Source organism: Leisingera sp. M658 (assembly GCF_025144145.1).
In the GTDB taxonomy this organism is placed as follows: domain Bacteria; phylum Pseudomonadota; class Alphaproteobacteria; order Rhodobacterales; family Rhodobacteraceae; genus Leisingera.
The window spans coordinates 1,924,590-1,947,995 of record NZ_CP083546.1; the positions used below are offsets into that span (position 1 = coordinate 1,924,590).

Genomic DNA, 23,406 nt, shown 5'->3' on the forward strand with positions numbered 1-23,406 from the left:
CCATCACATATCGGAGGTTCTTAGTATGAAAGCTAAGTTTTTGAGAGGCCAAAATGGTGACATCGCAACATTGCATCCTCATTGGCGCCCCGGTGGACAGTGGAAAACGCCGGGCCGGCTGCCTGATGGGTCCCGACGCCTACCGCACTGCCGGGCTTGCCCCCGCACTGGAAAGCCTTGGCCACACGGTCGAAGACCTTGGCAATCTGGCACCCGAGCCCCATACCCCCGACAGCAATGACGGGCTGGTTTTTGCCCGAAATGAAACAATCGGCTGGACCGCACGTCTGGCACAGGCGGCAGAAGACGCGCTTGAGTGCGGTCTGCCGGTGTTCCTGGGCGGCGATCACTCACTCTCGCTCGGCTCCGTCGCCGGGGCCGCAAACTACGCTGCCAAGGTCGGTCGGCCGCTGTTTGTTCTGTGGCTGGACGCGCATACCGATTTCCACACGCCTGAAACATCGGACAGCGGCAACCTGCATGGAACACCTGTTGGTTATTTCACTGGACGCAAAGGGTTCGAGGGCTTTCCTAATGTCACCAACCCGGTGCCGCAGGAGAATGTCTGCATGATCGGCCTGCGGTCTGTCGACACCCAGGAACGGCTTGCCCTGGAAGGCAGCTCCATCCGCACCCATGACATGCGCCACATCGATGAGAACGGCATTGCGGGTCCGCTGAACCGGTTTCTGGAGCACGTCGCCCAGGCCAATGGCATGCTGCATGTCTCGCTGGACGTGGACTTCTTGGACCCGTCCGTCGCCCCGGCAGTTGGCACCACCGTTCCGGGTGGCGCCACGGTCCGCGAAGCGCATCTGGTTTGTGAAATCCTGCATGACTCTGGGCTGATGACCTCTTTGGATCTCGTGGAATTGAACCCGTTTCTGGATGAACGCGGACGCACTGCGCACTTGATGGTGGATCTCTGCGCTTCGGCCCTAGGCCGCCGCGTCTTTGACCGCCCGACACGGAGCTATCAGTGACCAGCCTGCAAGCCCCCTCTGCCGTAGTCATGATCCGGCCGCATCATTTCCGCTCAAACCCGGAAACAAAGGATGATAACGCCTTCCAAACTCAGGAAAATACTTCGGCTGAAACGACATCTGCCCAGGCACTGGCAGAGTTCGACGGCGCCGTGGAAACCCTGCGCGGCGCTGGTGTTACCGTGCATGTTTTTGACGACACCACCATCAACACACCGGACAGCGTTTTCCCGAACAACTGGTTTTCTACCCATGCCGGCGGCCATGTTGCGGTTTACCCGATGTTCGCTGACAACCGGCGCAAGGAACGGCGCTGGGATGTGATCGAACTGCTGAAGCGGGACTACCGGGTTCAGGATGTGATCGACTACTCCGGTCTGGAACAGGACGGGCTGTCGCTGGAAGGCACCGGAGCCATGGTGCTCGACCACATCGGCCGCATTGCCTACACGGTGAAATCCAATCGCGCCGACCCGATCCTGCTGGAGCGGTTTTGCACCCATTTCAACTTTGAACCTATGGTGTTCGAAGCCAAAGATGAAGCCGGCCGCGACGTCTATCACACCAATGTGCTGATGGGGATCGGCACCGAGTACGCGTTGATTTGCCTCGATATGATCGTTGATCCCGCGCGCCGTTCCGAAGTCGCCGCGCGGCTGGAGGAGACCGGCCGCAGTGTGATTGATCTGACGCAGGATCAGATCGCCAATTTTGCCGGAAACGCGCTGGAACTCACTGGCAAGAAACGCATTCTTGCACTTTCTGCCAAGGCGCTGGACGCATTGCGGCCGGACCAGATTGCAGAAATCGAAAGGAGCGCAGAGCCGCTCCCCCTGACCATTCCGACCATAGAAACCGCAGGCGGGTCGGTGCGCTGCATGCTGGCAGGCATCCACCTCAGCCCCCGTGAAAGGATTTCCGCATGACACAGCCTTCGGAAAAAGCACTGGTGCCTTTTGTCAGCGTCGACAATATGATGCGCCTCGTTCATCACATCGGCGTCGAGCAGATTCTGCGCGATCTTGCGGGCTATGTGGAAGACGATTTCAAACGCTGGGAGCTGTTCGACAAAACCCCTCGTGTCGCCAGCCATTCGGATGTAGGCGTGATAGAGCTGATGCCAACTTCGGACGGCGAGGCCTATGGGTTCAAATATGTAAACGGCCATCCCAAGAATACGTCCGAAGGCCTGCAGACTGTCACCGCCTTTGGGCTGCTGGCAGATGTCTACACCGGCTATCCGGTGCTGCTGACCGAGATGACCATGCTGACCGCCTTGCGCACCGCGGCAACCTCAGCAATGGCTGCCAAGTATCTGGCACCAAAAGGGTCAACCACGATGGCGATGATCGGCAATGGCGCCCAGTCGGAATTCCAGACCCTGGCGATGAAAGCGATAATCGGCCTCAAATCCGTGCGCCTCTATGACAAAGACACCGCAGCAACCGCAAAATGCGCCAGAAATTTGGAAGGGCTAGGGGTTGAGGTTGTGTCCTGTAAAACGCCGGAAGAGGCCATTGAAGGGGCCCAAATCCTTACCACCTGCACCGCGGACAAGCAAAACGCCACCATCCTGACCGACAACATGGTCGGCAGCGGCGTGCATATCAACGCGATTGGCGGCGACTGTCCGGGCAAAACGGAATTGGCAGCCGGCATCCTCAGCCGCTCTGACGTCTTTGTCGAATACCCGCCGCAAACCCGGATCGAAGGCGAAATTCAGCAAATGCCGGAGGATTTTGCCGTCACTGAGCTGTGGGAGGTGATTTCAGGCCAAAAACAGGGCCGCACCGGTGACCGGCAGATCACGCTGTTCGACAGCGTCGGCTTTGCGATCGAGGATTTCTCGGCCTTGCGTTACATTCGCGACCGCATCAAAGGCACGGACTATTTCATCGACCTGGACATGCTCGCAGATCCGGACGATCCGCGCGATTTGTTTGGTATGCTTCAGCGCGCCAAAGGCTGACCCAATGCAAAGGCGGCCCGCTAAACTGAGGCCGCCGGCACCTCCGGCCTTTTCGCCTGATCACCGCACTTTTGGCCCTGCAGGCGACGCTCAAGGGGATCTGAGCAACCGCGCCTAACGTAGGCTGGTACACAGGTAAAAAGGCCGGACACCTTAACTTTCAATATCTTAAAAACTTTTCTTCAGGCGTCCAATTCGGTATCCCAGTAAAGGAAATCCATCCAGCTGTCATGCAGATGGTTCGGCGGAAACTTACGTCCGGTATTGCGCAGCTCCTCTGCGCCTGGACGGCGCGGCGGTTTGCGCAAGGACATACCAGCCCGATGCAGCGATTTCGAACCCTTCTTCAGGTTGCAGGGGCTGCAGGCCGCCACCACGTTTTCCCAGCTGGTCACCCCCCCCGCCGCACGCGGCACCACATGGTCAAAGGTCAGGTCGCCCTTGCTGCCGCAGTACTGGCAGTGGAATTCATCCCTCAAAAACAAATTAAAGCGCGTGAAGGCCACGCGCTTTTGAGGTTTCACATAGTCTTTTAGAACCACCACAGAGGGTATTCGGATCTCGGTGCTGGGACTGTGCACCACCTCGTCATACTCAGCCACAATCGCCACGCGGTCGAGCCAGGCCGCCTTGACCGCGTCCTGCCAGGACCACAAGGACAACGGGTAATAGGATAATGGCCGGTAGTCTGCATTCAGCACCAGCGCCGGGTGCTGCTTCAGCGCCCCTGGAGATCTGACAAACTCTGCTCTGAAATCGCCATCCATTGTGAACGTCTTCCTCGCACTGATCTTCCGTTTTCCGGAACCAGAGCGGGGAAACCGCCCCAGCTTTCATTTGACTATATCTCGTGGTTAGCGCCTGACAAGCCCTGATGATCCACAATATCTCGGGATCTTTCTAAGCTGATTCCGTGACAATGCGGTGAAAGTTATCCACAAGCCTGTTTTGCGTTCCCTCTTGCTCTGCCTGATTGGCCCGCCTATTGCCATGCCATGACCCGCCTGATCCGCTTCAACAAACCTTATGATGTGCTGCCCCAGTTTACCGACCGCGGCAGCCAGGGCAGCCCTCGTGCCACGCTGAGCAATTTCATTGACTGCCCCGGTGTTTATGCTGCAGGCCGTCTTGACCGGGACAGCGAAGGGCTGATGCTGCTGACAGACAACGGCCGGCTGCAGTCCTGGATCACCGACCCGAAACATAAAATGAACAAGACCTATTGGGTCCAGGTCGAGGGCACGCCTGGTGCTGAGGCTCTCAAGTTGCTTGCAGAAGGCATTGAACTTAAAGACGGAATGACGCTGCCAGCCAAAGCCCGGCTGATGGATGAGCCGCCGGGCCTTTGGACCCGCACGCCGCCTGTCCGGATGCGCAAGACCGTCGCCGACAGCTGGATGGAACTTACAATCCGAGAGGGCCGCAACCGGCAGGTAAGGCGGATGACAGCTGCGGCCGGACACCCGACCCTGCGCCTGATCCGCTATAGCATCGGCGCTTGGACGCTAGAGGGGCTGGCCCAGGGAGCGTGGGACGATCTTGAAGCCCCAAGAGTGCCAGGACCGCCCAAACCTTCGCAAAAACCGTCCCGCAGGCCCAAGGCATCTGCGAAACGGAACCCGGCAAGTGACAGGCCGCGGCGGCGCTGATATTCTATCAGCATGCCACCGCAAGCCCCTGCCCCCAAAGCCATTCTGGAAACTGCGCTATATGCCGATGATCTGGACGCGGCGGAAGAATTTTATGGCCGGATCCTGGGACTTGAGCGGATTCAACGGATCGGTGACAGGCACGTCTTCTTTCGCTGCGGAACTTCGGTATTGCTGATTTTCAACGCTCAGGAAACCATAAAGCCGCCCGGCAATCCGCGTTTGCCAGTGCCGCCGCATGGCAGCAGCGGCCCGGGGCACATATGTTTTGCCCAGCCGCGGGCAGACCTGCTTTTGATGCGCGGCCGTCTGGTGGCATCAGGGGTTGCAATAGAAGCTGAGTTCGACTGGCCCAGCGGAGCACGCTCCCTCTACTTCCGCGACCCCGCCGGAAACTCGATTGAAATCGCCGAGCCGCAGCTCTGGGCTTTTTGAGTTGGCTGCAGCGCGCCGGAAAATTTCAATTTTCCGACCAAAATTCTTGGCAAGAATTTTGCGGGACCGCCGGGCCCGGCCCGGAGCGCCTCATCTTTAATGTGGCGGCACCAGGGCGGGAAATCTTTGATCCGGCGTTACAGCCCCAGTTTATCGCGCATAAAGGCCAAGGCGACGCTCAAGCCATCCGGTGCGATGCCATGGCCTGTGCCCTTTTGAATATGGGCAAAGACATCCTGAAAACCGGCCTCCTGCAGAGCTTCCGCCGCTTCCGGCAAGGATTGCACCGGCACCACGTCGTCCTGATCTCCGTGCACCAGCAGAATCGGCATTTTGGACACGGCTTCGTCCTTGAGCAGTTCAGGCGCCAGCAGACGGCCGGAAAAGGCTACAATGCCGGCCACCGCGTCTTCGCGCCGCGGAGCAATCTGCAGGCTCATCATTGTGCCCTGGCTGAACCCGAACAGCACCACCTGTTCCGGCAGCACGTCCTCGTCCACCATCAGCGCATTCAGGAAGGCATTCAGATCTTCCTCGGCCGCCTGCATGCCGCGCATGCTTTCCTCTTCCGAGGAGCCGTCGATCCAGGGGATCGGAAACCACTGATAGCCCATCGGGGCGCCGGCACAGGCCTCAGGCGCGTCAGGCGCGACAAACAGCGTATCCGGCAGATGTTCAGCCAAAGGGTCCGCAAGCCCCAGCAGGTCGGCGCCATTGGCGCCATAGCCATGCAGGAACACCACAATCGAGCGGATATCGCCGGAGAGCGGCTCTTTGCGGCCGGCATTCAGTACACGAGTCATCGGATCCCTTCCCTGTCCTTCGCCACCCGGTAATAGGCCCAGAGAATGCGCGCCGCAACCGATCGCCAGGGCGACCAGTCTTCGGCCATTTGCCGCAGTTCCCGGTCCCTGGGGCGGGCCGGCAGATCAAACAGCATCCTTGCGGCCTCCTGCAAGGCCAGATCACCGTGGGCAAAGACATCGGCCCGACCCAGCGAAAACATTGCATAAATCTCAGCCGTCCAAACACCGATCCCCGGAACCTCGACCAGACGTGCAATCACTTCCGCATCCGGAACGTCCCGCAAAGCTTTGAAATCAATGCGTGCCTCTGCCAGCGCACGGGCATAGCGGATCTTTTGGCGGCTGAGGCCCGCTGCGCGCAGTTCCTCATCCGTGGCCCACAGTATCTTACGCGGCCCGGTGAGCCTGGCGGCCTTCATCCGGTTCCAGATCGCCTTGGCGGAGGCCACACTCACTTGCTGGCTGACAATTGCGCTCAACAGTTCGGCAAACCCGTCCGGCTTGCGGCGCAGCGGCAAAGGGCCGGTCAGTTTCAATGCATCGGCAAACCGGCTGTCCTGCGCGGCCAGCCATTCGGCGCCCTCCCTCACGCAGGCGTCGCATTGGATAATCCGTCCCGCCCCCGGCAGGATTGTCTGTCCATATGACGCCACGTTACCCCCTGATTGGCGGCGGTTGAAAGAAACCGTGATCACAAGGTCCAGCCCGCTGGCTTGCTCCCGCACATATTCACAGCTACGCATCCCACATGACCATGAGCATGACCACCCCCAGCGACGCCGTCGCCAAGAAAAACGTTGCCATCCTGGTGCTGGCCCAGGCGCTCCTCGGCGCCCAGATGCCGATGATCTTCATCGTCGGCGGCCTGGCCGGGCAGTCGCTGGCCTCGAACCCCTGTTTTGCCACCTTGCCGATCTCGCTGATCGTGGCCGGGTCGATGATGGCGGCCACCCCGGTCTCAGCCGTCATGCAGCGCTGGGGCCGCCGGGCCGGCTTTTTCGCAGGGGCGGCCTTTGGCGCCTTGGGCGGGCTGGTCGGGGCTTATGGGTTGTACCTTGGCTCCTTTCCGATCTTTCTGATCGGCAGCCTGCTGACTGGCGTTTATATGAGCGCGCATGGCTTTTACCGCTTTGCAGCAGCCGACACGGCGTCCGAGGCGTTCCGCCCCAAGGCGATCTCCTATGTCATGGCAGGCGGGCTTGCAGCGGCCATTATCGGCCCGCAACTTGTAAAGGCCACCAGCCAAGCCTTTGTTATTCCGTTCTTCGGCACCTACCTGGCGGTGATTGCGGTGAACGTTGTCGGGGCAGCATTGTTTCTGTTCCTCGACATCCCCAAACCGCCAGCCCCCAGCGCTGACAGCCCCAAGGGCCGCAGCCGGATGGAGCTGCTGAAAACTCCGGTTATTGCTGTTGCAGTGATTTGCGCAATGGTTTCTTACGCGTTGATGAACCTGGTGATGACCTCCACGCCGCTGGCGGTGGTCGGCTGCGGTTTTACCGAAGGCAATGCTGCCGACGTGGTCACCTCACATGTTCTGGCGATGTATGTGCCGTCCTTCTTTACCGGCCACTTGATCGCCCGCTTCGGTGTGGAGAAGATTGTGGCGGCAGGCCTGGTGATCCTTGCCGGCGCCGGTGCTGTTGCCCTGCAAGGCGTTGAAATCGAAAACTTCTTCATCGCGCTTGTGCTTTTGGGCGTGGGCTGGAATTTCGGCTTTATCGGCGCCACAACCATGCTGGCCGGCGCACATGAAAGCTATGAGCGCGGCCGGATGCAGGGGCTGAACGACCTTCTGGTCTTTGGCGGGGTTACCATGGCGTCTCTGGCATCAGGCGGGCTGATGAACTGCTCGGGCGGCAACCCGGCCGACGGCTGGAGCGCGGTGAACATGGCGATGGCGCCCTTCCTGGTGCTGGCCGGCGGCGCGCTGGTGTGGCTGGTTATGCGCCCCAAAGAAGCCTGAGATATTCTCCCGCAATAAAAGGAAAGGCGCCCAATCAGGCGCCTTTTTCCTTGGTTTCTATCTACCAGCGGCCAAGGATCGCACGCCGCATCAGGCCGGTTCTTCGCCGGAATTCGCTTTGCCCCAGCGCGCCCTGCGCCACCCGCTCCGGCTGTTGCAGCGCCTGTTTCAGAATGGCCTCTGCCTGCCAGCCCGCCAGCAACGCCCACCCCGCAGGTTTTGAGACCGCGCTGCGGTCTGAGCGGGCTTTAGTCAAATGCTCCAAGCCTTTGCGCGCCAAAGCTTGCACACCTTCCAAGGTGCCATCCAGCAGCGGGATCCGCTTTTGGGCTTCCAGCTCCGGAATGGCGCGCAACCAATTGGCAATGCCCGCGCCATAGGCGAAGCCCCTTACCGCGGCTTCATCCGCCTGACCTAGTGACGCTGCCGCCATCCACATCAGCGAACCGCTGGTGCGGTTAATGTAGCTATCAAATTCAGCTTCATCCCCAAAGGGATCCTTATATATATCCCAACGCCGCGCCTCGGCCATACCGTCGATGCAGGCCGCCAGTTCCGGCTTCAGCAGCCGTCCCAATGGCGTGGCCGCATAGTGGCGGCGGACAGAACCCCCTTCGGCAATCTCGGCGCCTGCATCACGCCACCATTGCACCCGCATTTCGGCAATCATACTCTCCTGGCTGGCCCAGGGTGCCCGCGCCAGTTCGATATTGAAAGCATAGAGCGCAAACAGCAACGGCCGCGCCTGAACCGGCGCAGCCATCGTGGCCAAAAACCGGTCCGGGTCGCTTTTCTGGACCAGCTCGGCGCAGGCCGTCAGATCAGCATCAAACGTCATCCGCCTGCCCGGCCCCGCCATCATGGATCAGCTTCCAGCGGATCGCGTCCAGCAGCGCCTCAAACGACGCATCTATGATGTTCGGGCTGACGCCAACGGTCGACCAGCGGTGGCCCTGGCTGTCTTCGCTGTCGATAATAACCCGCGTCACCGCCTCGGTGCCGCCCTGGGTGATCCGCACCTTGAAATCCACCAGCCGCATATCTTCCAGCTGTGCAGAATAGCGCCCCAGGTCCTTGCTCAGCGCCCGCGCCAGCGCGTTGACCGGACCACGATCGCTGCCGGTGTCATCAAGGGATTCACTTACAGACAGCCGCTTTTCGCCATCGACCTTAACCACCACAACCGCCTCTGACAGGCTGACCATCCGGTTGTACTTGTTTTTGCGCCGTTCGACGGTGACCTTATAGCGTTTGACTTCAAAGAATTCCGGCAGCTGCCCCAGCTCCTTGCGCGCCAGCAGCTCAAACGACGCCTGCGCGGTGTCATAGGAGTACCCCTCCGCCTCCCGCGTCTTGATCCGGTCCAGGATCAGCGCCAGTGCCGGATTGCCTTTGTCCACACTCAGGCCCGCATCGGTCAATCGCTTGCGCAGGTTCGACTGACCGGCCTGGTTCGACATCGGTATAACCCGTGCGTTGCCAACCTTGTCCGGCACAATGTGTTCATAGGTCGAAGGATCCTTGAGGATCGCGCTGGCGTGCAGCCCCGCCTTATGGGCAAAGGCCGAGGCTCCCACATAAGCCGCCTGCCGCACCGGAACGCGGTTCAGGATATCGTCCAGCATCCGGCTGATCCGGGTTAGGCCTTCCAAAGCTTCGTGGGTGACGCCTGTCTCAAACTGGCTGGCATAGGGTTCCTTCAACAGCAGTGTCGGGATCAGCGCAGTCAGGTTGGCATTGCCGCAGCGTTCACCTAAGCCGTTCAGTGTGCCCTGGATCTGGCGCGCGCCGGCCTCCACTGCCGCGAGCGAGCAAGCGACGGCATTTTCCGTGTCGTTATGCGTGTGTATGCCAAGTTTCTCACCTGGAATTCCGGCGGCAACAACCTCTGAAACGATTTGTTTCACTTCCGATGGCAGGGCGCCACCATTGGTGTCGCACAGCACCACCCAGCGCGCCCCGGCCTCCAGTGCAGCCCGGCAAGCATCAAGCGCATAACCGGGGTTATCCTTGTAGCCATCAAAGAAGTGTTCGGCATCAAACAACGCCTCGCGCCCCTGCGCCACGATATGGGCGACCGATGCACGGATGTTTTCCAAGTTCTCGTCCAGAGTGATCCCCAGCGCCTGGGTCACATGGTAGTCATGGCTCTTGCCCACCAGACACACCGCTGGCGTTCCGGCATTCATCACCGCCGCCAGAACATCATCGTTTTCCGCTGACCGTCCTGCCCGTTTGGTCATGCCAAACGCAGTCATCGTGGCGCGTGTATCAGGCGCCTCATTGAAAAACGCACTGTCGGTCGGGTTCGCCCCCGGCCAGCCGCCTTCGATGTAATCAACACCAAGTCCGTCAAGTGCCTGGGCAATCTGCTTTTTTTCTGCGGTTGAGAATTGCACCCCTTGGGTCTGCTGCCCATCCCGCAAGGTGGTGTCGTAGAGATAGAGGCGTTCTTTTGCCATCACAGCCCCTCCAGCTTGGCCGGGTTGAAGCCAGCACCTGGTACCAGCTCGACACCTGCCTTGCTCATCCGCACTTCCAAACCCGCTTCAACAAAGGCTGCCTTCAATCGATCAACTTCAGAAAACTCCTTCGTTTCCATGGCCTTCTGACGCGCTTTGAACAGGCTTTCTTCATAGCCGGAGAGATCCACTGACGGTCCGGCAGCCCACGCACCCATCTCATCTGTCAACAGCCCCAGAAAATTGGCAGATGCCAGCAGACCGGCTGCGTCACCAGCTGCCGCCAGCTTGTGCAGCTCCGCAATGACACCAGCGGTATTCAGGTCATCCGCCAAAGCCGCCAGAACCGCGGCAGCAGCGCTGGACGCGGGCTCGATGCCCGTGGTCAGCGCCCGCCACTTGCGCAGCGTCGCCTCGGCCTCTTTTGCCTTTTTGTCTGTCCAATCCATCGGTTTGCGATAGTGAGTCTGCAAAAACACAAGCCGGATCACCTCACCCGGATAGCCCTGATCCAGCAGGTCACGCACGGTGAAGAAGTTGCCCAGGCTCTTGGACATCTTCTTACCCTCGACCTGCAGCATCTCGTTATGCAGCCAATACCGCGCAAAACTATCGTCGCCATTGGCGCAGCAGCTTTGCGCAATTTCATTCTCGTGATGCGGGAACATCAGATCATTGCCGCCGCCGTGAATGTCAAAGGTCTCGCCCAGAAGCTCATAAGACATCGCCGAGCATTCAATGTGCCAGCCCGGCCGTCCGCGGCCCCAGGGACTGTCCCAGCCGGGCAGATCATCGCTGGAAGGCTTCCACAGCACAAAATCCATCGGGTTCTTTTTGTAGGGCGCCACTTCCACCCGCGCACCAGCAATCATGTCGTCCACCGACCGGCCCGACAGTTTGCCGTACGACTCTTTCCAGCTGTCGACTGCAAACAGCACATGACCTTCAGCCGCATAGGCGTGGCCCTTGGCGATCAGGTCGTCAATCATCGCCACCATCTGCGGGATGTATTCGGTTGCGCGCGGCATGTGGTTAGGCTGCAGCGCGCCAAGTTCACCCATGTCATCCAGGAACCACTGCGTGGTTTCCGCGGTGATCTCTCCGATCGGACGCCCGCTTGCGGCGGCGCGCGCGTTTATCTTGTCGTCTACATCGGTGAAGTTCCGGGCGTAAGTCACTTCTCCCGCTCCATAAACCTCACGAAGCAGACGATAAAGCACATCAAATACCACCACTGGGCGCGCATTGCCCAGATGCGCCCGGTCATAGACCGTGGGACCGCAGACATACATCCGCACATCGCTGGCGTTGATCGGCTCAAAGACCTCCTTCTTGCGGGTCTTCGTATTCTGCAGCTTGATCTCTATGTCCATGGTACCCATGCCCGGTTCCTCTCCCATGCCCAGCCAAAAACGGCCGACATCACCCGTTGCGCGCAGCGCGGGCTTAGCAACTTGTCAGAGAAATGAAAACGACAGAAACCGGCCCGCTGGTATGTCAGCAGGTAATGCAGCAGTCAATGATGGTGCAATTTTGGTTCATGCAGGATGCTTAGCACGGGACATTCAGCCCGCCAAGCTTTTTGCCTCAAACGGCAACGACCGCCCGGTCCGTCTTGGGCCCGGACCGGGCGGCCAAGGGCGCGGCGGAACAGGAGTGCCGCGCCCGTAATTTTGGCAGGCTTAGAACTTGAAGGACGCGCGCAGCGATACCGAAGTGGCATCCGCCCCCACGCCCGAATTGCCGAACTGGTCGAACTCATGCTCCAGCACTTCGCCGCCGATTTGCCACTGGTCGGTCACCTGATAGGCAATGCCGACACCGTAGAACTCACCGGTTTCGCTGCCCAGCGAGCTGTCAGCTTCGGCCACGCCACCGGTCACATAGGCCAGCACATTGCCAAAGTCATAGCCGGCCTTCACCTTGGCACGGGCAACCGAGTCAACAGTCGCACCGCCGCCCAGATCCAGGTCGGTTGCATCATATTCCAGTTCGCCGCCCAATACGAAACGGCCGAAATCATGGTTGTAGCCGCCGTGGATACCATAAGCGGTATCGTCTCCAGAGGCGCCGTTGCTGGCGTCTGCATCCAGCTGGCCGACCTGGCCACCCAGGTAGAAACCGGTCCAGTCGCCGCCATCGTTGGCCACCGGAACAGGCGCCGGAGCTGGAGCGGGTTCAATTACCGGATCACTTACATTGCCGGCAAAGGCCGCACTGCCCATTACGGCGGCGATGGCTGTCATAGCTACGAAACGAGTCATTCAGACTTCTCCTTTTGCAGTCCCGGCGCAAGCTGTGCGCCGTTGTCAGCTACAAAAGGGTTCTGCACAGGAACTTCCAGAGCCGCGTTGATCACGCCTGCTGAACTGGCAGTGACTGGCCGAAAACCCTCGGACACGTGCGTCTTTCCGCCGGAATCCGCAGGCAGGAAATTGCCAAGCCATTGAAAACCGGTCTCCCCGGTCCTAGTGGCGGCAACGCTGCCGAATGTTCAAAAGACCGGGTCAGAACCGGAAAGCGGCACTCACCGACAAGGTCTCCCCGCGCGGGCTGGCAGTGCCGTCCCTTGGTCCGGCCTCGTGGTGAAGCAATTCTCCGGTCACCTGCAGCGCGCGGTTCAGTGAAACCCGCATGCCCAGGCCAAACAGCGGTCCATGCCGCGATCCGCTGGACGTTTCTGCCTGTACCCTGCCCAGGGTCACAAAACCGGTTGCAGGGCCAAAGTCAAAACCCGCGTGCAACCGCAGCTGACGGGTTTCTTCCGCTTGCACCGCTTGTGTCAGCAGGCCTGACTGCTCCATCGAGACAGTGCCTGCCAGGATCATTCCGCCCAGATGGCGGCCATATGCAAATTGAAAGGAGCGTGTTTCACTTGTTGGCCTGCTGCCAGTTGCAGCAGCGCCCTGACCTGTGAAACCGGAGGGCAACGGCCGCCATTCTTCTGCGGCAGATGTCTGAGAAATCAGAGCCGCCGCCGCAAATACCGCAGCTAGAGAGCACCTGTGTCTGGCCTTTTTAACCATCGGCATGTGGCTGTGCCTTTTTGAAATGCGCTGGATCAGCGCTCCATCCCCAGGATATCCAGTATAGCCATTAATGCTTAATATTTGGTTCCCGAACTCAGTTTGCCAACAATGAACCACTCCGTGAAGCGTTAAAAATCGAGATTACAGCATTAAAAATGATGACATTTTAGGAAAAAGCAGGCGGCTTCTCAGGCCTCATGGCGCTCTCTGCTCAAATGAAAAACATGTCGTTTTTTTCACCAAGGTCGCTATTGTGCTAGAAACGACGCAAATGCGTGCCAATTTGCAGGGAACTGAACAGGAGTCCGCATGCAAGGTGAACGCTGCCATGTCAGCCTTATCTGTCGCACCATCGGTGCGGCACGGGGCCGTGCGGCAAGGGGCCGGCCGCAGTGAGTTGACGTTTCAACACTTCAACTCACCTCTCCTGAAAGGCTCACAGAATGAACGATCAAGCCTCCCCGTCCCGCGCCGCCCGTAGCGGAGGGCGTAATGCCCGCCGTGCAGCCCGTGCTGCTGCATTGCCGGAACACCTGCGCCCGGTCCGCCCCGGCATGGAATCCACTGCGCTGAAGTTGCTCAGCCAGGCAGATATGGAAAAAATCCATGAGGCCGCCCTGACCGCGCTGGAAGAAATCGGTCTTGCCGACGCGCCGCAAAGCGGTATCGATTACCTGACTTCTGCCGGCTGCGTGCTGGGGGATGACGGCCGCATCCGGTTCCCGCGCGCGCTGGTCGAAGACACCATCGCCAAGGCAAACCGCTCCGTCACCCTGTACAGCCGGGATGGCAAGTCTGATCTGCAGCTGTCTGGCGGCCGGGTTCACTATGGCACTGCTGGGGCCGCGGTCAGCGTGGTCGACGTCCACGGCAAGGAATACCGCGATTCAACTGTGCAGGATCTGCACGACGCTGCGCGCATCTGTGATCAGCTGGACAATATCCACTTTGTCCAACGTCCGATGGTATGCCGCGACATCCCCGACAATCTTGAGATGGACCTGAACTCCATTTACGCGACCACTGCAGGCACGACCAAACATGTTGGTGTTTCTTTTAGTGAACCGGATTTCGTGAAGCCGGGACTGGAGCTGCTGCACATGATTGCGGGCGGCGAAGACAAGTGGCGCGAGCGGCCTTTTGTGTCGAACTCAAACTGCTTTGTGGTGCCTCCCATGAAGTTTGCAACCGAATCCTGTGAAGTGATGGAGGAATGCATCAAAGGCGGCATGCCGGTGCTGCTGCTGTCGGCAGGCATGGCCGGGGCAACCGCCCCTTCGTCCATCGCCGGCGCCATCACCCAGGCGGTTGCAGAATGCCTCGCCGGCCTGGTTTATGTTAACGCCGTAAGCCCAGGCGCACCCGCTATTTTCGGCACTTGGCCCTTTGGTCTTGATCTGCGTACCGGTGCAATGTCCGTGGGCTCCGGCGAACAGGCGTTGCTGACTGCAGGCTGTGCTCAGATGCATAAATTTTACAACCTGCCGGGCGGCGCCGCGGCTGGCGCATCGGATTCCAAACTGCCGGATATGCAGGCCGGCTGGGAGCAGATGTGCTCTGCGGTTATGGCGGGGCTTTCCGGCCTCAACATGGCCTATGAAGCTGCCGGAATGCATGCGTCACTGCTGGGGTTTTGCCTTGAGTCGCTGATCTTGGACAACGATCTGCTCGGCCAGGCACAGAGATGCGTTCGCGGCATTGAGGTGAACGATGAAACCCTCGCTCTGGACCAGATGCGCGCCACGTGCATGGGCGGGCCTGGCCACTACCTGGGCACCGATCAAACCCTCAGCCGGATGCAGGTCGATTATGTTTACCCGGATCTGGGCGACCGAACATCTCCCAAGGAATGGGTGGAGCTTGAAAAACCTGACCTGATCCAAAAGGCTATTGCCAAGAAGGAGAAGATCCTGTCCCAGCGCGCATCCGCTCGGTTTGATGCCGCAACCGACATGGCAATCCGCGAGACGTTCAACATCCACCTTCCGGCTTAACCCGACATTCCAGATGCGCTGATACGGGCCGGAATTTTCCGGCCCGTTTTTTGCGACCAGCACAAAAGCAGGACGCCAGGCTCGGGAACTCTGGGCGTATTCCTGCCCCCTCAGCTATCTCAGCCAGTAAGTTAAGAAAATTTTCACAAAGCACTTTTGCCACACCTGAAATTATGATAACCTTTTATTAACAAACAAAATTTTTCAGGTCTCCTCGCCTGAATACGGCGATCAATCTGCAAAAACACACCTGTATTTGAGCAAAATGACTTTGAATAACTGCAAAGGTGTCTGCATTTGACCCGGCGTTTAGCGGGTTGATTTTGCGAAACTGCAAGGTGACTAGGTTTTTAGTCTCATTTGCGTTCGGTTTCACTTCTGCAAGGCAGGGGCAAATGATCACCTGACAATCATTGTAGAATGCCGATATGATTCATTAAGATTAACCATCAGATGAACTTTTTCCGAAATTCTTTAAGGTTCTGGCCCTCTGCCCGCCTGCTCAATCAACACTTTCGGATACAAAACCGCTGGCGCGTTTCGCACTCCACCCCTGCCAGCCTTTGCGGAACTCCCGGTGCGCAGCCATGTTGCGGAAATGCATTTCAAAAATGCAGTAATGCAGCGCAGGGACAATTCCCCGCGCTGCTTGCCATGCTTAGAAGAAAGCCTGCAATCCGGTCTGAGCCCGACCCAGGATCAAGGCATGCACGTCGTGGGTGCCCTCATAAGTGTTCACCGTCTCCAGGTTCACCATGTGGCGGATCACGTTGAACTCCAGGCTGATGCCGTTGCCACCGTGCATATCCCGCGCCATGCGGGCGATATCCAGCGCCTTGCCGCAGTTGTTGCGTTTGATGATCGAGATCATTTCCGGAGCAGCGCTGGCGGCATCCATCAGCCGCCCAACCTGCAGTGACGCCTGCAGACCCAAAGTAATTTCCGTCTGCATGTTCGCCAGTTTCAGCTGAAACAGCTGGGTGTTGGCCAGCGGACGCCCGAATTGCGTGCGATCCAGGCCATATTGCCGGGCGGCGTGCCAGCAAGCCTCAGCCGCGCCCATTGCACCCCAGCTGATGCCATAACGCGCGCGGTTCAAACAGCCGAACGGACCTTTGAGCCCTTGAACATGCGGCAGCAACGCATCCTCGCCGACCTCAACACCGTCCATTACGATCTCACCAGTGACGGACGCGCGCAGGCTGGCCTTGTTTTTTATTTTTGGCGCGCTCAGGCCTTTCAAGCCCTTCTCCAGCACAAAACCGCGGATCTTGCCGCCGTGGGCTTCGGATTTTGCCCAGACAACAAAGACATCGGCGATAGGCGCGTTGGAAATCCACATTTTGGAGCCGGTCAGACGGTAACCGCCTTCGGTCTTTTCAGCCCGGGTTTTCATACCGGCGGGATCAGAACCCGCGTCCGGTTCAGTAAGGCCGAAACAACCGATCCATTCGCCGGTAGCAAGCTTGGGCAGGTATTTCCGGCGCTGTTCTTCGCTTCCGTATGCGTAAATCGGATACATCACCAGCGAACTTTGCACCGACATCATTGAGCGGTAACCGCTGTCGACGCGCTCCACCTCGCGGGCGACCAAGCCGTATGACACATAGCCGCTGCCAAGCCCGCCGTATTCCTCCGGGATGGTGGTGCCCAACAGACCCATCCCGCCCATCTCGCGGAAAATTTCCGGATCAGTTTCCTCGTTTTCATAAGCGCTTAGCACTCGAGGTTGAAGTTTTTCCTGAGCATAGGCGCGGGCCGAGGCGGTGATCATCCGCTCGTCTTCAGTCAGCTGGTCCTCCAACCGCAACGGGTCTTCCCAATTGAAACGGCCCAGGTCCGGGGCATCTTTGGCGCGCAGGGCAGGTTTGTCAGTCATCTTGTCACCTCAGTGGTTCGCGAATTGGGCAAACCCTAACGCGAGGTGAACGGAAAAAACAGCGAGACTTTCGCAACAAACCATGACAAACACTCATACATGACTGTGCCGCGTAAATTCCTGCCCTCGATCTCCTCGCTGCGCGCGCTGGAGGCAGTGGACCGGCTGGGCAGCGCCTCGGCGGCTGCAGATGAATTGGCGTTAACACAAGGGGCCGTCAGCCGCCAGCTGCAGACGCTGGAACGGCAATTGGGGATGGAACTGGTGCAACGGGACCAGAAGCGGCTGGCCTTGACTACAGAGGCCCAGGATTACGCCGCCGAGATCCGCCAGGCATTGAACCAGATTGTGCAATCCACCCTGCGTTTACAGGCCGCGCCGCTGGCCGGGTCGCTCAATCTGGCAATTCTGCCTGCCTTTGGCATGCGCTGGCTGATGCCGCGGCTGCCGGAATTTGCCCGGCTGCACCCGGATGTGACAATCAACATGGCGACCCGGCTGGAACCTTTCAACTTTGCCACTGAACCCTTTGATGCAGCGATACATTTTGGGGATGCGTCCTGGCCGGGCACGCAATCGCTGCTATTGAAGCACGAGCAGCTTTTGCCGGTCTGCGCACCGCTGCTTCTGGAAGGGCGCAGCATTGATGAGGTCAAAGACATCCTGAAGCTGCCGCTGTTGCACATTCAAACCAGAACAAGCGCCTGGACCGATTGGTTTGAGCAGAATGGTATTGAAGCTGGTGCCAGCCTGGGCGGTACGATCTATGATCAATTCGCAACCATCACCCAGGCTGCGCTGCATGGGTTGGGTGTCGCCTTGATGCCGGATTATCTGGTCGAGCAGGATCTGGCGACAGGCCGCCTGGTGGCGCTGCATCCGGAGCCGGTGGAAACCGAAGGCGCCTATTACCTGGTCTGGCCGGAGCGGAAATCCAACGCGCCGGCGCTGATGAAGTTCCGCACCTGGCTGGCCGGGAAAGCCCAACCCGAAGACCCGCTGCCGCGCTAAAATCAGGGGGGCCATGCGTGCCCCCCCTTTACGCCATCCGTGTCCCCTGGTGCCGGTTCAGCCCAGATTTCAGCCTAAGGCGTAGCCAGCGCCGCGCACCGTACGAACGGGATCGTTGCCGCCGTGCTGGGTGAGCGCCTTGCGCAATCGGCCGATGTGGACGTCGACGGTGCGGGTGTCGACGTAGATGTCACGGCCCCAGACGCGATCCAGCAGCTGTTCACGGCTCCACACCCGGCCCGGTTTTTCAATGAAAGTGGAGAGCAGGCGGAATTCGGTCGGTCCCAGCTTGAGCGGATTGCCGCCCCGGCTGACCTTGTGGGTTTCGGCGTCCAGTACGATATCATCATATTCCAGCCGCACACCCACGGTAGAGGGCCGCACCCGGCGCAGCTGGCTGCGCACGCGGGCCATAAGCTCCGCCACTGAATAGGGTTTCACAACGTAATCGTCGGCGCCGGTTTCCAGGCCGCGCACCTTGTCCACTTCTTCGGACCTCGCGGAGAGCATTATCACCGGGATATTGCGGGTTTCCGCGCGGGTCTTGAGGCGGCGGCACACTTCAATGCCGCTGAGGTTGGGCATCATCCAATCGAGGATGATCATATCCGGCATGTCCTCCTCAACCATCAGCAAGGCTTCCTCGCCGTCCTTGGCCCTGAGCACACGAAAACCGTCCGCTTCGAGGTTATAGGCCAGCACTTCCCGTTGTGCCATTTCGTCTTCTACAACCAGAACAGTGGGCTGATCGGCAGCCATTGGTCAGATCTCCTGCGGTGTGGTTGAGGTGGTGTCGAATTTCTTGCGGTCTTCCTCCGGCTTCTCGCCGGTGACCAGATAGATCACCTGTTCTGCAATCGCGGTCACATGGTCGCCCATGCGTTCAGTGTTTTTTGCGATAAAATGCAAGTGCATACAGGCCGAAATGTTGCGCGGATCTTCCATCATGTGGGTCAGAAATTCACGGAACAGGGCGTTGTACATCTGATCCACGTCGCGGTCGCGCTCGATCACGTCGCGGGCCAGTTCAACGTCGCGCTGGATGTAGGAATCAAGCGCGTCCTTCAACATCCGCTCTACCTCGCGCGCCATGCGGCGCAGGGCGGCGGCGCCTTCGCTGGTGTTCGGCCCCTGAGCCAGCACTGTGGTGCGCTTGGCCATGTTTTTCGCATAGTCGCCAATGCGTTCCAGGTTGCCGGCGATCTTCATCACCGAGAGCACCAGGCGCAGGTCGGAGGCCGCAGGCGCGCGCAGCGCGATCAGCCGGGCGGTTTCCTCGTTGATCAATTCTTCCAGCCCGTCGATGGCCTTGTCGCCCTGGCGCACAGTCAGCGCCAGTTCTTCATCGCGGGTTTCAAGCGCCTTGGCGGCTTCGCGGATAGCGTCCTCGACCAGGCCGCCCATTTTCATGATCCGGGCTTGGATTGCCTCCAGGTCACGGTCGAAAGCAGATGCAATATGCTGTGCAGTCATTTGTTTTTCCTAAAGATCAGCCGATCCGGCCGGTAATGTAGCTCTCGGTGCGCGGATCTTCGGGATTGGTGAAGATCTGGCCGGTGGGACCGAATTCCACCAGATTGCCGAGGTGGAAGAAGGCGGTCTTCTGGCTGACGCGCGCGGCCTGCTGCATTGAGTGGGTGACGATCACCACCGAATACTGGCTGCGCAGTTCGTCGATCAGTTCCTCCACTTGCGCAGTCGCGATGGGGTCGAGCGCTGAACAGGGTTCGTCCATCAGCAGTACTTCGGGTTCTGTGGCTACGGCGCGGGCGATGCACAGGCGCTGCTGCTGGCCGCCGGACAGGCCGGTACCAGGGGCATCAAGGCGGTCTTTCACCTCGTCCCAGATGGCTGCGCGGCGCAGGGATTTTTCAACGATCTCATCCAGTTCCGCCTTGTTCTTGGCAAGGCCGTGAATGCGCGGGCCATAGGCCACGTTGTCATAGATCGATTTCGGAAACGGGTTCGGCTTTTGGAACACCATGCCGACCTTGGCGCGCAGCTGTACCGGGTCGACGCGACGGTCATAGATATCCTCGCCATCCAGCAGGATGTCGCCCTTCACGCGGCAGATATCAATGGTATCGTTCATCCGGTTCAAACAGCGCAGGAAGGTCGACTTGCCACAGCCCGAGGGGCCGATAAAGGCGGTGACGGTCTTGTCCTCGATCTCGACATTCACGTCTTTGATCGCGTGGCTGTCGCCGTAGTGGACGTTGACGTCCTTGGCGGCGATTTTGATTTTCTGTGTGTCCACGGTGTTTTCCATCAAGGTCATGTCGTTCATTGCACTATGCCCCCTTACCAGCGGCGTTCAAAGCGGCGGCGCAGGATCACGGCGAAAGTGTTCATGGTCACCAGGAAGATGAGAAGGATGATGATGCCGCCCCAGGCGCGTTCATAGAACGCCGGGTCGGCGCGTTTGGCCCATTCGTAGATCTGCGCGGGCATGGCGGAATTCGGCGCCAGCAGGCCGTCGGCAATCGTTTCCGGCGCGTTGGAGGCGATGAATCCGACCATGCCGATCAGCAGCAGCGGCGCGGTCTCGCCCAGTGCCTGCGCCAGTCCAATAATGGTGCCGGTCAGGATGCCCGGTGCCGCCAGCGGCAGCACGTGGTGAAACACCGCCTGCATTTTGGACGCCCCGACACCCAGCGCGGCGTCGCGGATCGACGGCGGCACCGATTTCAGCGAGGCGCGGGTGGAGATGATGATCGTCGGCAGGGTCATCAGCGTCAGCACCAGCCCGCCCACCAAGGGGGCCGAAGTCGGCAGGTGCATGTAGTTGATGAACACCGCAAGGCCGAGGATGCCGAACACGATGGAGGGCACCGCGGCGAGGTTGGAGATGTTCACCTCGATCATGTCGGTGAGCCAGTTCTGCGGGGCGAATTCCTCAAGATAGATAGAGGCGGCCACACCAATCGGCAGCGCCAGCGCCAGCACCACCAGCATCATGAACAGCGAACCCAGCATTGCAACGCCGATACCGGCGGCCTCGGGGCGGGCATCGGAGGCATCGGCGCCTAGGATGAAGTCGAGGTTGAAGGTTTTTTCCAGCACCCCGGCAGCAGCCAAAGCGTCAACAAGATCAAGCTGCTCGGCCGAGATGTTCTTGTCGTTGACGATGCTGTCGCGGGTGACGCGGCCCTTCAGGTAGCCGTCAACCCGGCCTGAGGCGAGGAAGCGGAATTCAACCGTTTGGCCGATCTGGTCCGGGTTGGCGATGACAAAATCGCGCAGCTGGGCGGCGACGTCCTTGGACAGGATGCCGGCCAGCTCCTTGGATTTGAGGCTGGTCTCAATGCCCAGCTCCGCCACCGCGGTCTCCATCGCGCCCTTGATGATCGGGGCATAACCGAAAGTGGTGACCTTCTTGATATCGGCCAGGTCGCGGTTGCCCTTCTTGTCGAGCTTGGCTTCCAGAAGGTCCACTTTCAGGGTGACAAAGGTCTGCTGGAACGCACCGGTGCCTTTGCCGACGATGGTGGTCACTAGGATCGCCAGCATCAGCAGGCCGACAGCAATGGCAGCAATACCATAAGCCTTGAAGCGGATTTCCGCTGCGTTGCGCTTTTTGGTATGCGGGGTTTGCTCCAGCAGCGAGCCGCCGTGTTTGCGCGGCGCAGAGGGGGATTGGCTGAGATCGGTCATCAGTCGTACTGCTCCCGGTATTTGCGCACGATATAGAGCGCCAGGACGTTCAGGCCGAGGGTCAGGACAAACAGGGTCAGACCCAGGGCAAAGGCAACCAGCGTTTCGGGGCTGGCAAAGTCGGTGTCGCCGGTCAGCTGGCTGACGATGCGGGTGGTGATCGTGGTCATCGACTCCAGCGGGTTGGCAGAGAACTTGGCAATCGCCCCAGCCCCCATGACCACGATCATGGTCTCGCCAATGGCACGCGAGGCGGCCAGCAGCACCGCGCCGACAATGCCCGGCAGCGCTGCCGGTATCACCACCTGGCGCACGGTTTCCGATTTGGTGGCGCCGAGGCCCAGTGAGCCGTCGCGCATTGCCTGCGGCACCGCGTTGATGATGTCATCAGACAGCGAGGAGACAAAGGGGATCAGCATAATACCCATCACCAGCCCGGCAGTCAGCACCGAAGTGGCACCGGCCATCCACTCGACCCCCAAGAGGCCGCCCTTGCCAAATAAGTCCGCCAGTGCCGGACCAACGGTCAGCAGCGCAAACAGGCCGTAAACGATGGTCGGGATACCGGCGAGGATCTCCAGCAGCGGTTTGGCAAAGGCCCGTACAGTGCCGCTGGCGTATTCCGACAGATAGATGGCTGCAAACAGGCCAACCGGCACCGCCACCAAAAGGGCGATAAAGGAGATATAGAGCGTACCCCACAACAGCGGCAGGATCGACAGCTCACTGTCGCCGCGGAAGTTGGGCGCCCAGGTGGAGCCGAAGAAGAAGTCCGTCCAACTGTGCAGGCCAAAGAAGTTTTTGGTTTCAAACAGCATCGACAGAACGATGCCGATGGTAGTCAGGATCGCCAGCGAGGCGGCAAGGATCAGCAGCGCCAGAATGGCCCGCTCCACCACATTCCGGGCACGGAAGTCCTTGTGGCTGCGGCTGTAGGCCCAAGCGAAACCGCCAAAGGCCAGCAGCGCGACAACCACGGTCATGGCGGTCCGACCGGTGTGCGATAGGTTGCGGTAGGTTTGGGCCGCCGTCAGGACTTCGGGCTGCACGTCCGAGCCAAGGGCCACGCCGACCTCACCCAGCAGGGCACGCACGTTCTGTTCGCCACTGCTGATGTCGCGCGCCTGGCGGGCGGTCAACAGCCCCTGTTCTACTACACTGTCCAGCCCCTCGGCGACGCGGCGCACGTCGCTCATCACCAGGCCCAGGGTGGAGTTTTCCGGAACCGCTTCAGCCGGGATTGTGCCGGAGACACGGGTCTCGATGAACATCGGCTGCGCCAGAAGCCAGATGGCCAGCGCCGTGACGGCCGGGACAAAGGCGGCCATCGCAACATGGTAGCCGTAATATGACGGCAGCGAGTGCAGGTCCCTCACATCACCGTTTGCAGTGGCAATCGCGCGGCGGCGGCCGCCGTAAAAGCCAGCGGCAGACAGTGCGAGCAGGAGGGCAACAAGCCAGAAAGTGGGCATGAAAAGCTCCGGTTTGGCGGTGGCGTATTTGCTGCGGCAGCCCTGCCGCGGAAAGAAAGCGCCGGGGCGGATGGCTCCGCCCCGGCGGGGGTCAATC

The 23,406-nt window shown here is 59.7% G+C and carries 22 protein-coding genes; 8 read left to right on the plus strand and 14 right to left on the minus strand.

The features are described 5' to 3' along the window. Positions 1-56 precede the first annotated feature (56 nt). From rocF to K3724_RS09630, 3 genes are read left to right on the plus strand one after another with little or no spacing between them, the layout of a single operon-like run. Positions 57-983 carry an arginase gene (rocF, locus tag K3724_RS09620; protein WP_259992614.1) on the plus strand — a complete coding sequence of 309 codons (927 nt, stop codon included), beginning with the start codon at positions 57-59 and terminating at the stop codon, positions 981-983. Then, a complete protein-coding gene (gene ctlX / locus K3724_RS09625) occupies positions 980-1,909 on the plus strand; it encodes a citrulline utilization hydrolase CtlX (protein ID WP_259992177.1) in 930 nt (309 codons plus the stop codon). The genes rocF and ctlX overlap by 4 nt, the downstream gene beginning before the upstream one ends. After that, positions 1,906-2,952 (plus strand): ornithine cyclodeaminase, encoded by a 1,047-nt coding sequence (locus tag K3724_RS09630; protein ID WP_134829868.1) that lies wholly within the window; start codon positions 1,906-1,908, stop codon positions 2,950-2,952. The genes ctlX and K3724_RS09630 overlap by 4 nt, the downstream gene beginning before the upstream one ends. A gap of 182 nt (positions 2,953-3,134) precedes the next feature. Here the strand turns inward: K3724_RS09630 and K3724_RS09635 are convergent, their stop codons facing one another. After that, positions 3,135-3,719, minus strand: a complete 585-nt coding sequence (locus K3724_RS09635) for an HNH endonuclease (protein ID WP_129370889.1) — start codon at positions 3,717-3,719, stop codon at positions 3,135-3,137. 228 nt (positions 3,720-3,947) lie between these two features. On the opposite strand from K3724_RS09635, the gene K3724_RS09640 reads away from it, so the two are divergent. Both K3724_RS09640 and K3724_RS09645 read left to right on the plus strand, forming a co-directional pair. Continuing rightward, positions 3,948-4,601, plus strand: coding sequence for a pseudouridine synthase (locus tag K3724_RS09640; protein ID WP_259992179.1), 654 nt, complete (start codon positions 3,948-3,950; stop codon positions 4,599-4,601). A gap of 12 nt (positions 4,602-4,613) precedes the next feature. After that, positions 4,614-5,036, plus strand: coding sequence for a VOC family protein (locus K3724_RS09645; protein ID WP_259992182.1), 423 nt, complete (start codon positions 4,614-4,616; stop codon positions 5,034-5,036). A 137-nt stretch (positions 5,037-5,173) separates the two neighbouring features. Here K3724_RS09645 and K3724_RS09650 read toward each other — a convergent pair whose 3' ends face one another. Beyond that, complete coding sequence (locus K3724_RS09650) at positions 5,174-5,839, minus strand: alpha/beta hydrolase (RefSeq protein WP_129370886.1); 666 nt, start codon at positions 5,837-5,839, stop codon at positions 5,174-5,176. Next, on the minus strand, positions 5,836-6,495 hold the full coding sequence (locus K3724_RS09655) for a DNA-3-methyladenine glycosylase (RefSeq protein ID WP_259992184.1): 660 nt from the start codon (positions 6,493-6,495) through the stop codon (positions 5,836-5,838). Before K3724_RS09655 ends, K3724_RS09650 begins: the two co-directional genes overlap by 4 nt. Before the next feature lie 95 nt (positions 6,496-6,590). On the opposite strand from K3724_RS09655, the gene K3724_RS09660 reads away from it, so the two are divergent. Further along, positions 6,591-7,808, plus strand: a complete 1,218-nt coding sequence (locus K3724_RS09660; RefSeq protein WP_259992186.1) for an MFS transporter — start codon at positions 6,591-6,593, stop codon at positions 7,806-7,808. Between the two features lie 61 nt (positions 7,809-7,869). On the opposite strand, the gene K3724_RS09665 is transcribed toward K3724_RS09660, so the two are convergent. From K3724_RS09665 to K3724_RS09685, 5 genes are all read right to left on the minus strand, one after another. Further along, positions 7,870-8,646, minus strand: coding sequence for a squalene/phytoene synthase family protein (locus K3724_RS09665; RefSeq protein ID WP_259992188.1), 777 nt, complete (start codon positions 8,644-8,646; stop codon positions 7,870-7,872). Next, positions 8,636-10,270, minus strand: coding sequence for a citramalate synthase (cimA, locus tag K3724_RS09670; protein ID WP_259992190.1), 1,635 nt, complete (start codon positions 10,268-10,270; stop codon positions 8,636-8,638). Before cimA ends, K3724_RS09665 begins: the two co-directional genes overlap by 11 nt. Continuing rightward, a complete protein-coding gene (gene cysS, locus K3724_RS09675) occupies positions 10,270-11,652 on the minus strand; it encodes a cysteine--tRNA ligase (RefSeq protein WP_259992192.1) in 1,383 nt (460 codons plus the stop codon). Before cysS ends, cimA begins: the two co-directional genes overlap by 1 nt. A gap of 300 nt (positions 11,653-11,952) precedes the next feature. Beyond that, positions 11,953-12,534 carry an outer membrane protein gene (locus K3724_RS09680; protein WP_129370880.1) on the minus strand — a complete coding sequence of 194 codons (582 nt, stop codon included), beginning with the start codon at positions 12,532-12,534 and terminating at the stop codon, positions 11,953-11,955. 243 nt (positions 12,535-12,777) lie between these two features. Further along, complete coding sequence (locus K3724_RS09685; RefSeq protein ID WP_259992195.1) at positions 12,778-13,098, minus strand: hypothetical protein; 321 nt, start codon at positions 13,096-13,098, stop codon at positions 12,778-12,780. Between the two features lie 644 nt (positions 13,099-13,742). Between K3724_RS09685 and K3724_RS09690 the strand changes: the two genes are divergently transcribed. Beyond that, entirely contained in the window at positions 13,743-15,293 is a 1,551-nt protein-coding gene (locus K3724_RS09690) for a trimethylamine methyltransferase family protein (protein ID WP_259992197.1), read from the plus strand. 658 nt (positions 15,294-15,951) lie between these two features. Here the strand turns inward: K3724_RS09690 and K3724_RS09695 are convergent. Continuing rightward, positions 15,952-17,172: an acyl-CoA dehydrogenase gene (locus tag K3724_RS09695; protein ID WP_259992199.1), complete on the minus strand. Its 1,221-nt coding sequence runs from the start codon at positions 17,170-17,172 to the stop codon at positions 15,952-15,954. A gap of 99 nt (positions 17,173-17,271) precedes the next feature. On the opposite strand from K3724_RS09695, the gene K3724_RS09700 reads away from it, so the two are divergent. Then, positions 17,272-18,183: a LysR family transcriptional regulator gene (locus K3724_RS09700; protein ID WP_259992201.1), complete on the plus strand. Its 912-nt coding sequence runs from the start codon at positions 17,272-17,274 to the stop codon at positions 18,181-18,183. A 69-nt stretch (positions 18,184-18,252) separates the two neighbouring features. Here the strand turns inward: K3724_RS09700 and phoB are convergent, their stop codons facing one another. Genes phoB through pstC form a run of 5 tightly spaced genes read right to left on the minus strand, consistent with a single transcriptional unit; the run spans position 18,253 to position 23,309 of the window. Next, complete coding sequence (gene phoB, locus K3724_RS09705) at positions 18,253-18,942, minus strand: phosphate regulon transcriptional regulator PhoB (RefSeq protein WP_259992203.1); 690 nt, start codon at positions 18,940-18,942, stop codon at positions 18,253-18,255. A gap of 3 nt (positions 18,943-18,945) precedes the next feature. Continuing rightward, a complete protein-coding gene (gene phoU / locus K3724_RS09710; protein ID WP_259992205.1) occupies positions 18,946-19,656 on the minus strand; it encodes a phosphate signaling complex protein PhoU in 711 nt (236 codons plus the stop codon). Positions 19,657-19,672: 16 nt separating this feature from the next. After that, positions 19,673-20,470, minus strand: coding sequence for a phosphate ABC transporter ATP-binding protein PstB (gene pstB, locus K3724_RS09715; protein ID WP_259992206.1), 798 nt, complete (start codon positions 20,468-20,470; stop codon positions 19,673-19,675). 14 nt (positions 20,471-20,484) lie between these two features. Next, on the minus strand, positions 20,485-21,837 hold the full coding sequence (gene pstA, locus K3724_RS09720) for a phosphate ABC transporter permease PstA (protein WP_259992207.1): 1,353 nt from the start codon (positions 21,835-21,837) through the stop codon (positions 20,485-20,487). After that, on the minus strand, positions 21,837-23,309 hold the full coding sequence (pstC, locus tag K3724_RS09725; RefSeq protein ID WP_259992209.1) for a phosphate ABC transporter permease subunit PstC: 1,473 nt from the start codon (positions 23,307-23,309) through the stop codon (positions 21,837-21,839). Before pstC ends, pstA begins: the two co-directional genes overlap by 1 nt. Between the last annotated feature and the right edge of the window lie 97 nt (positions 23,310-23,406).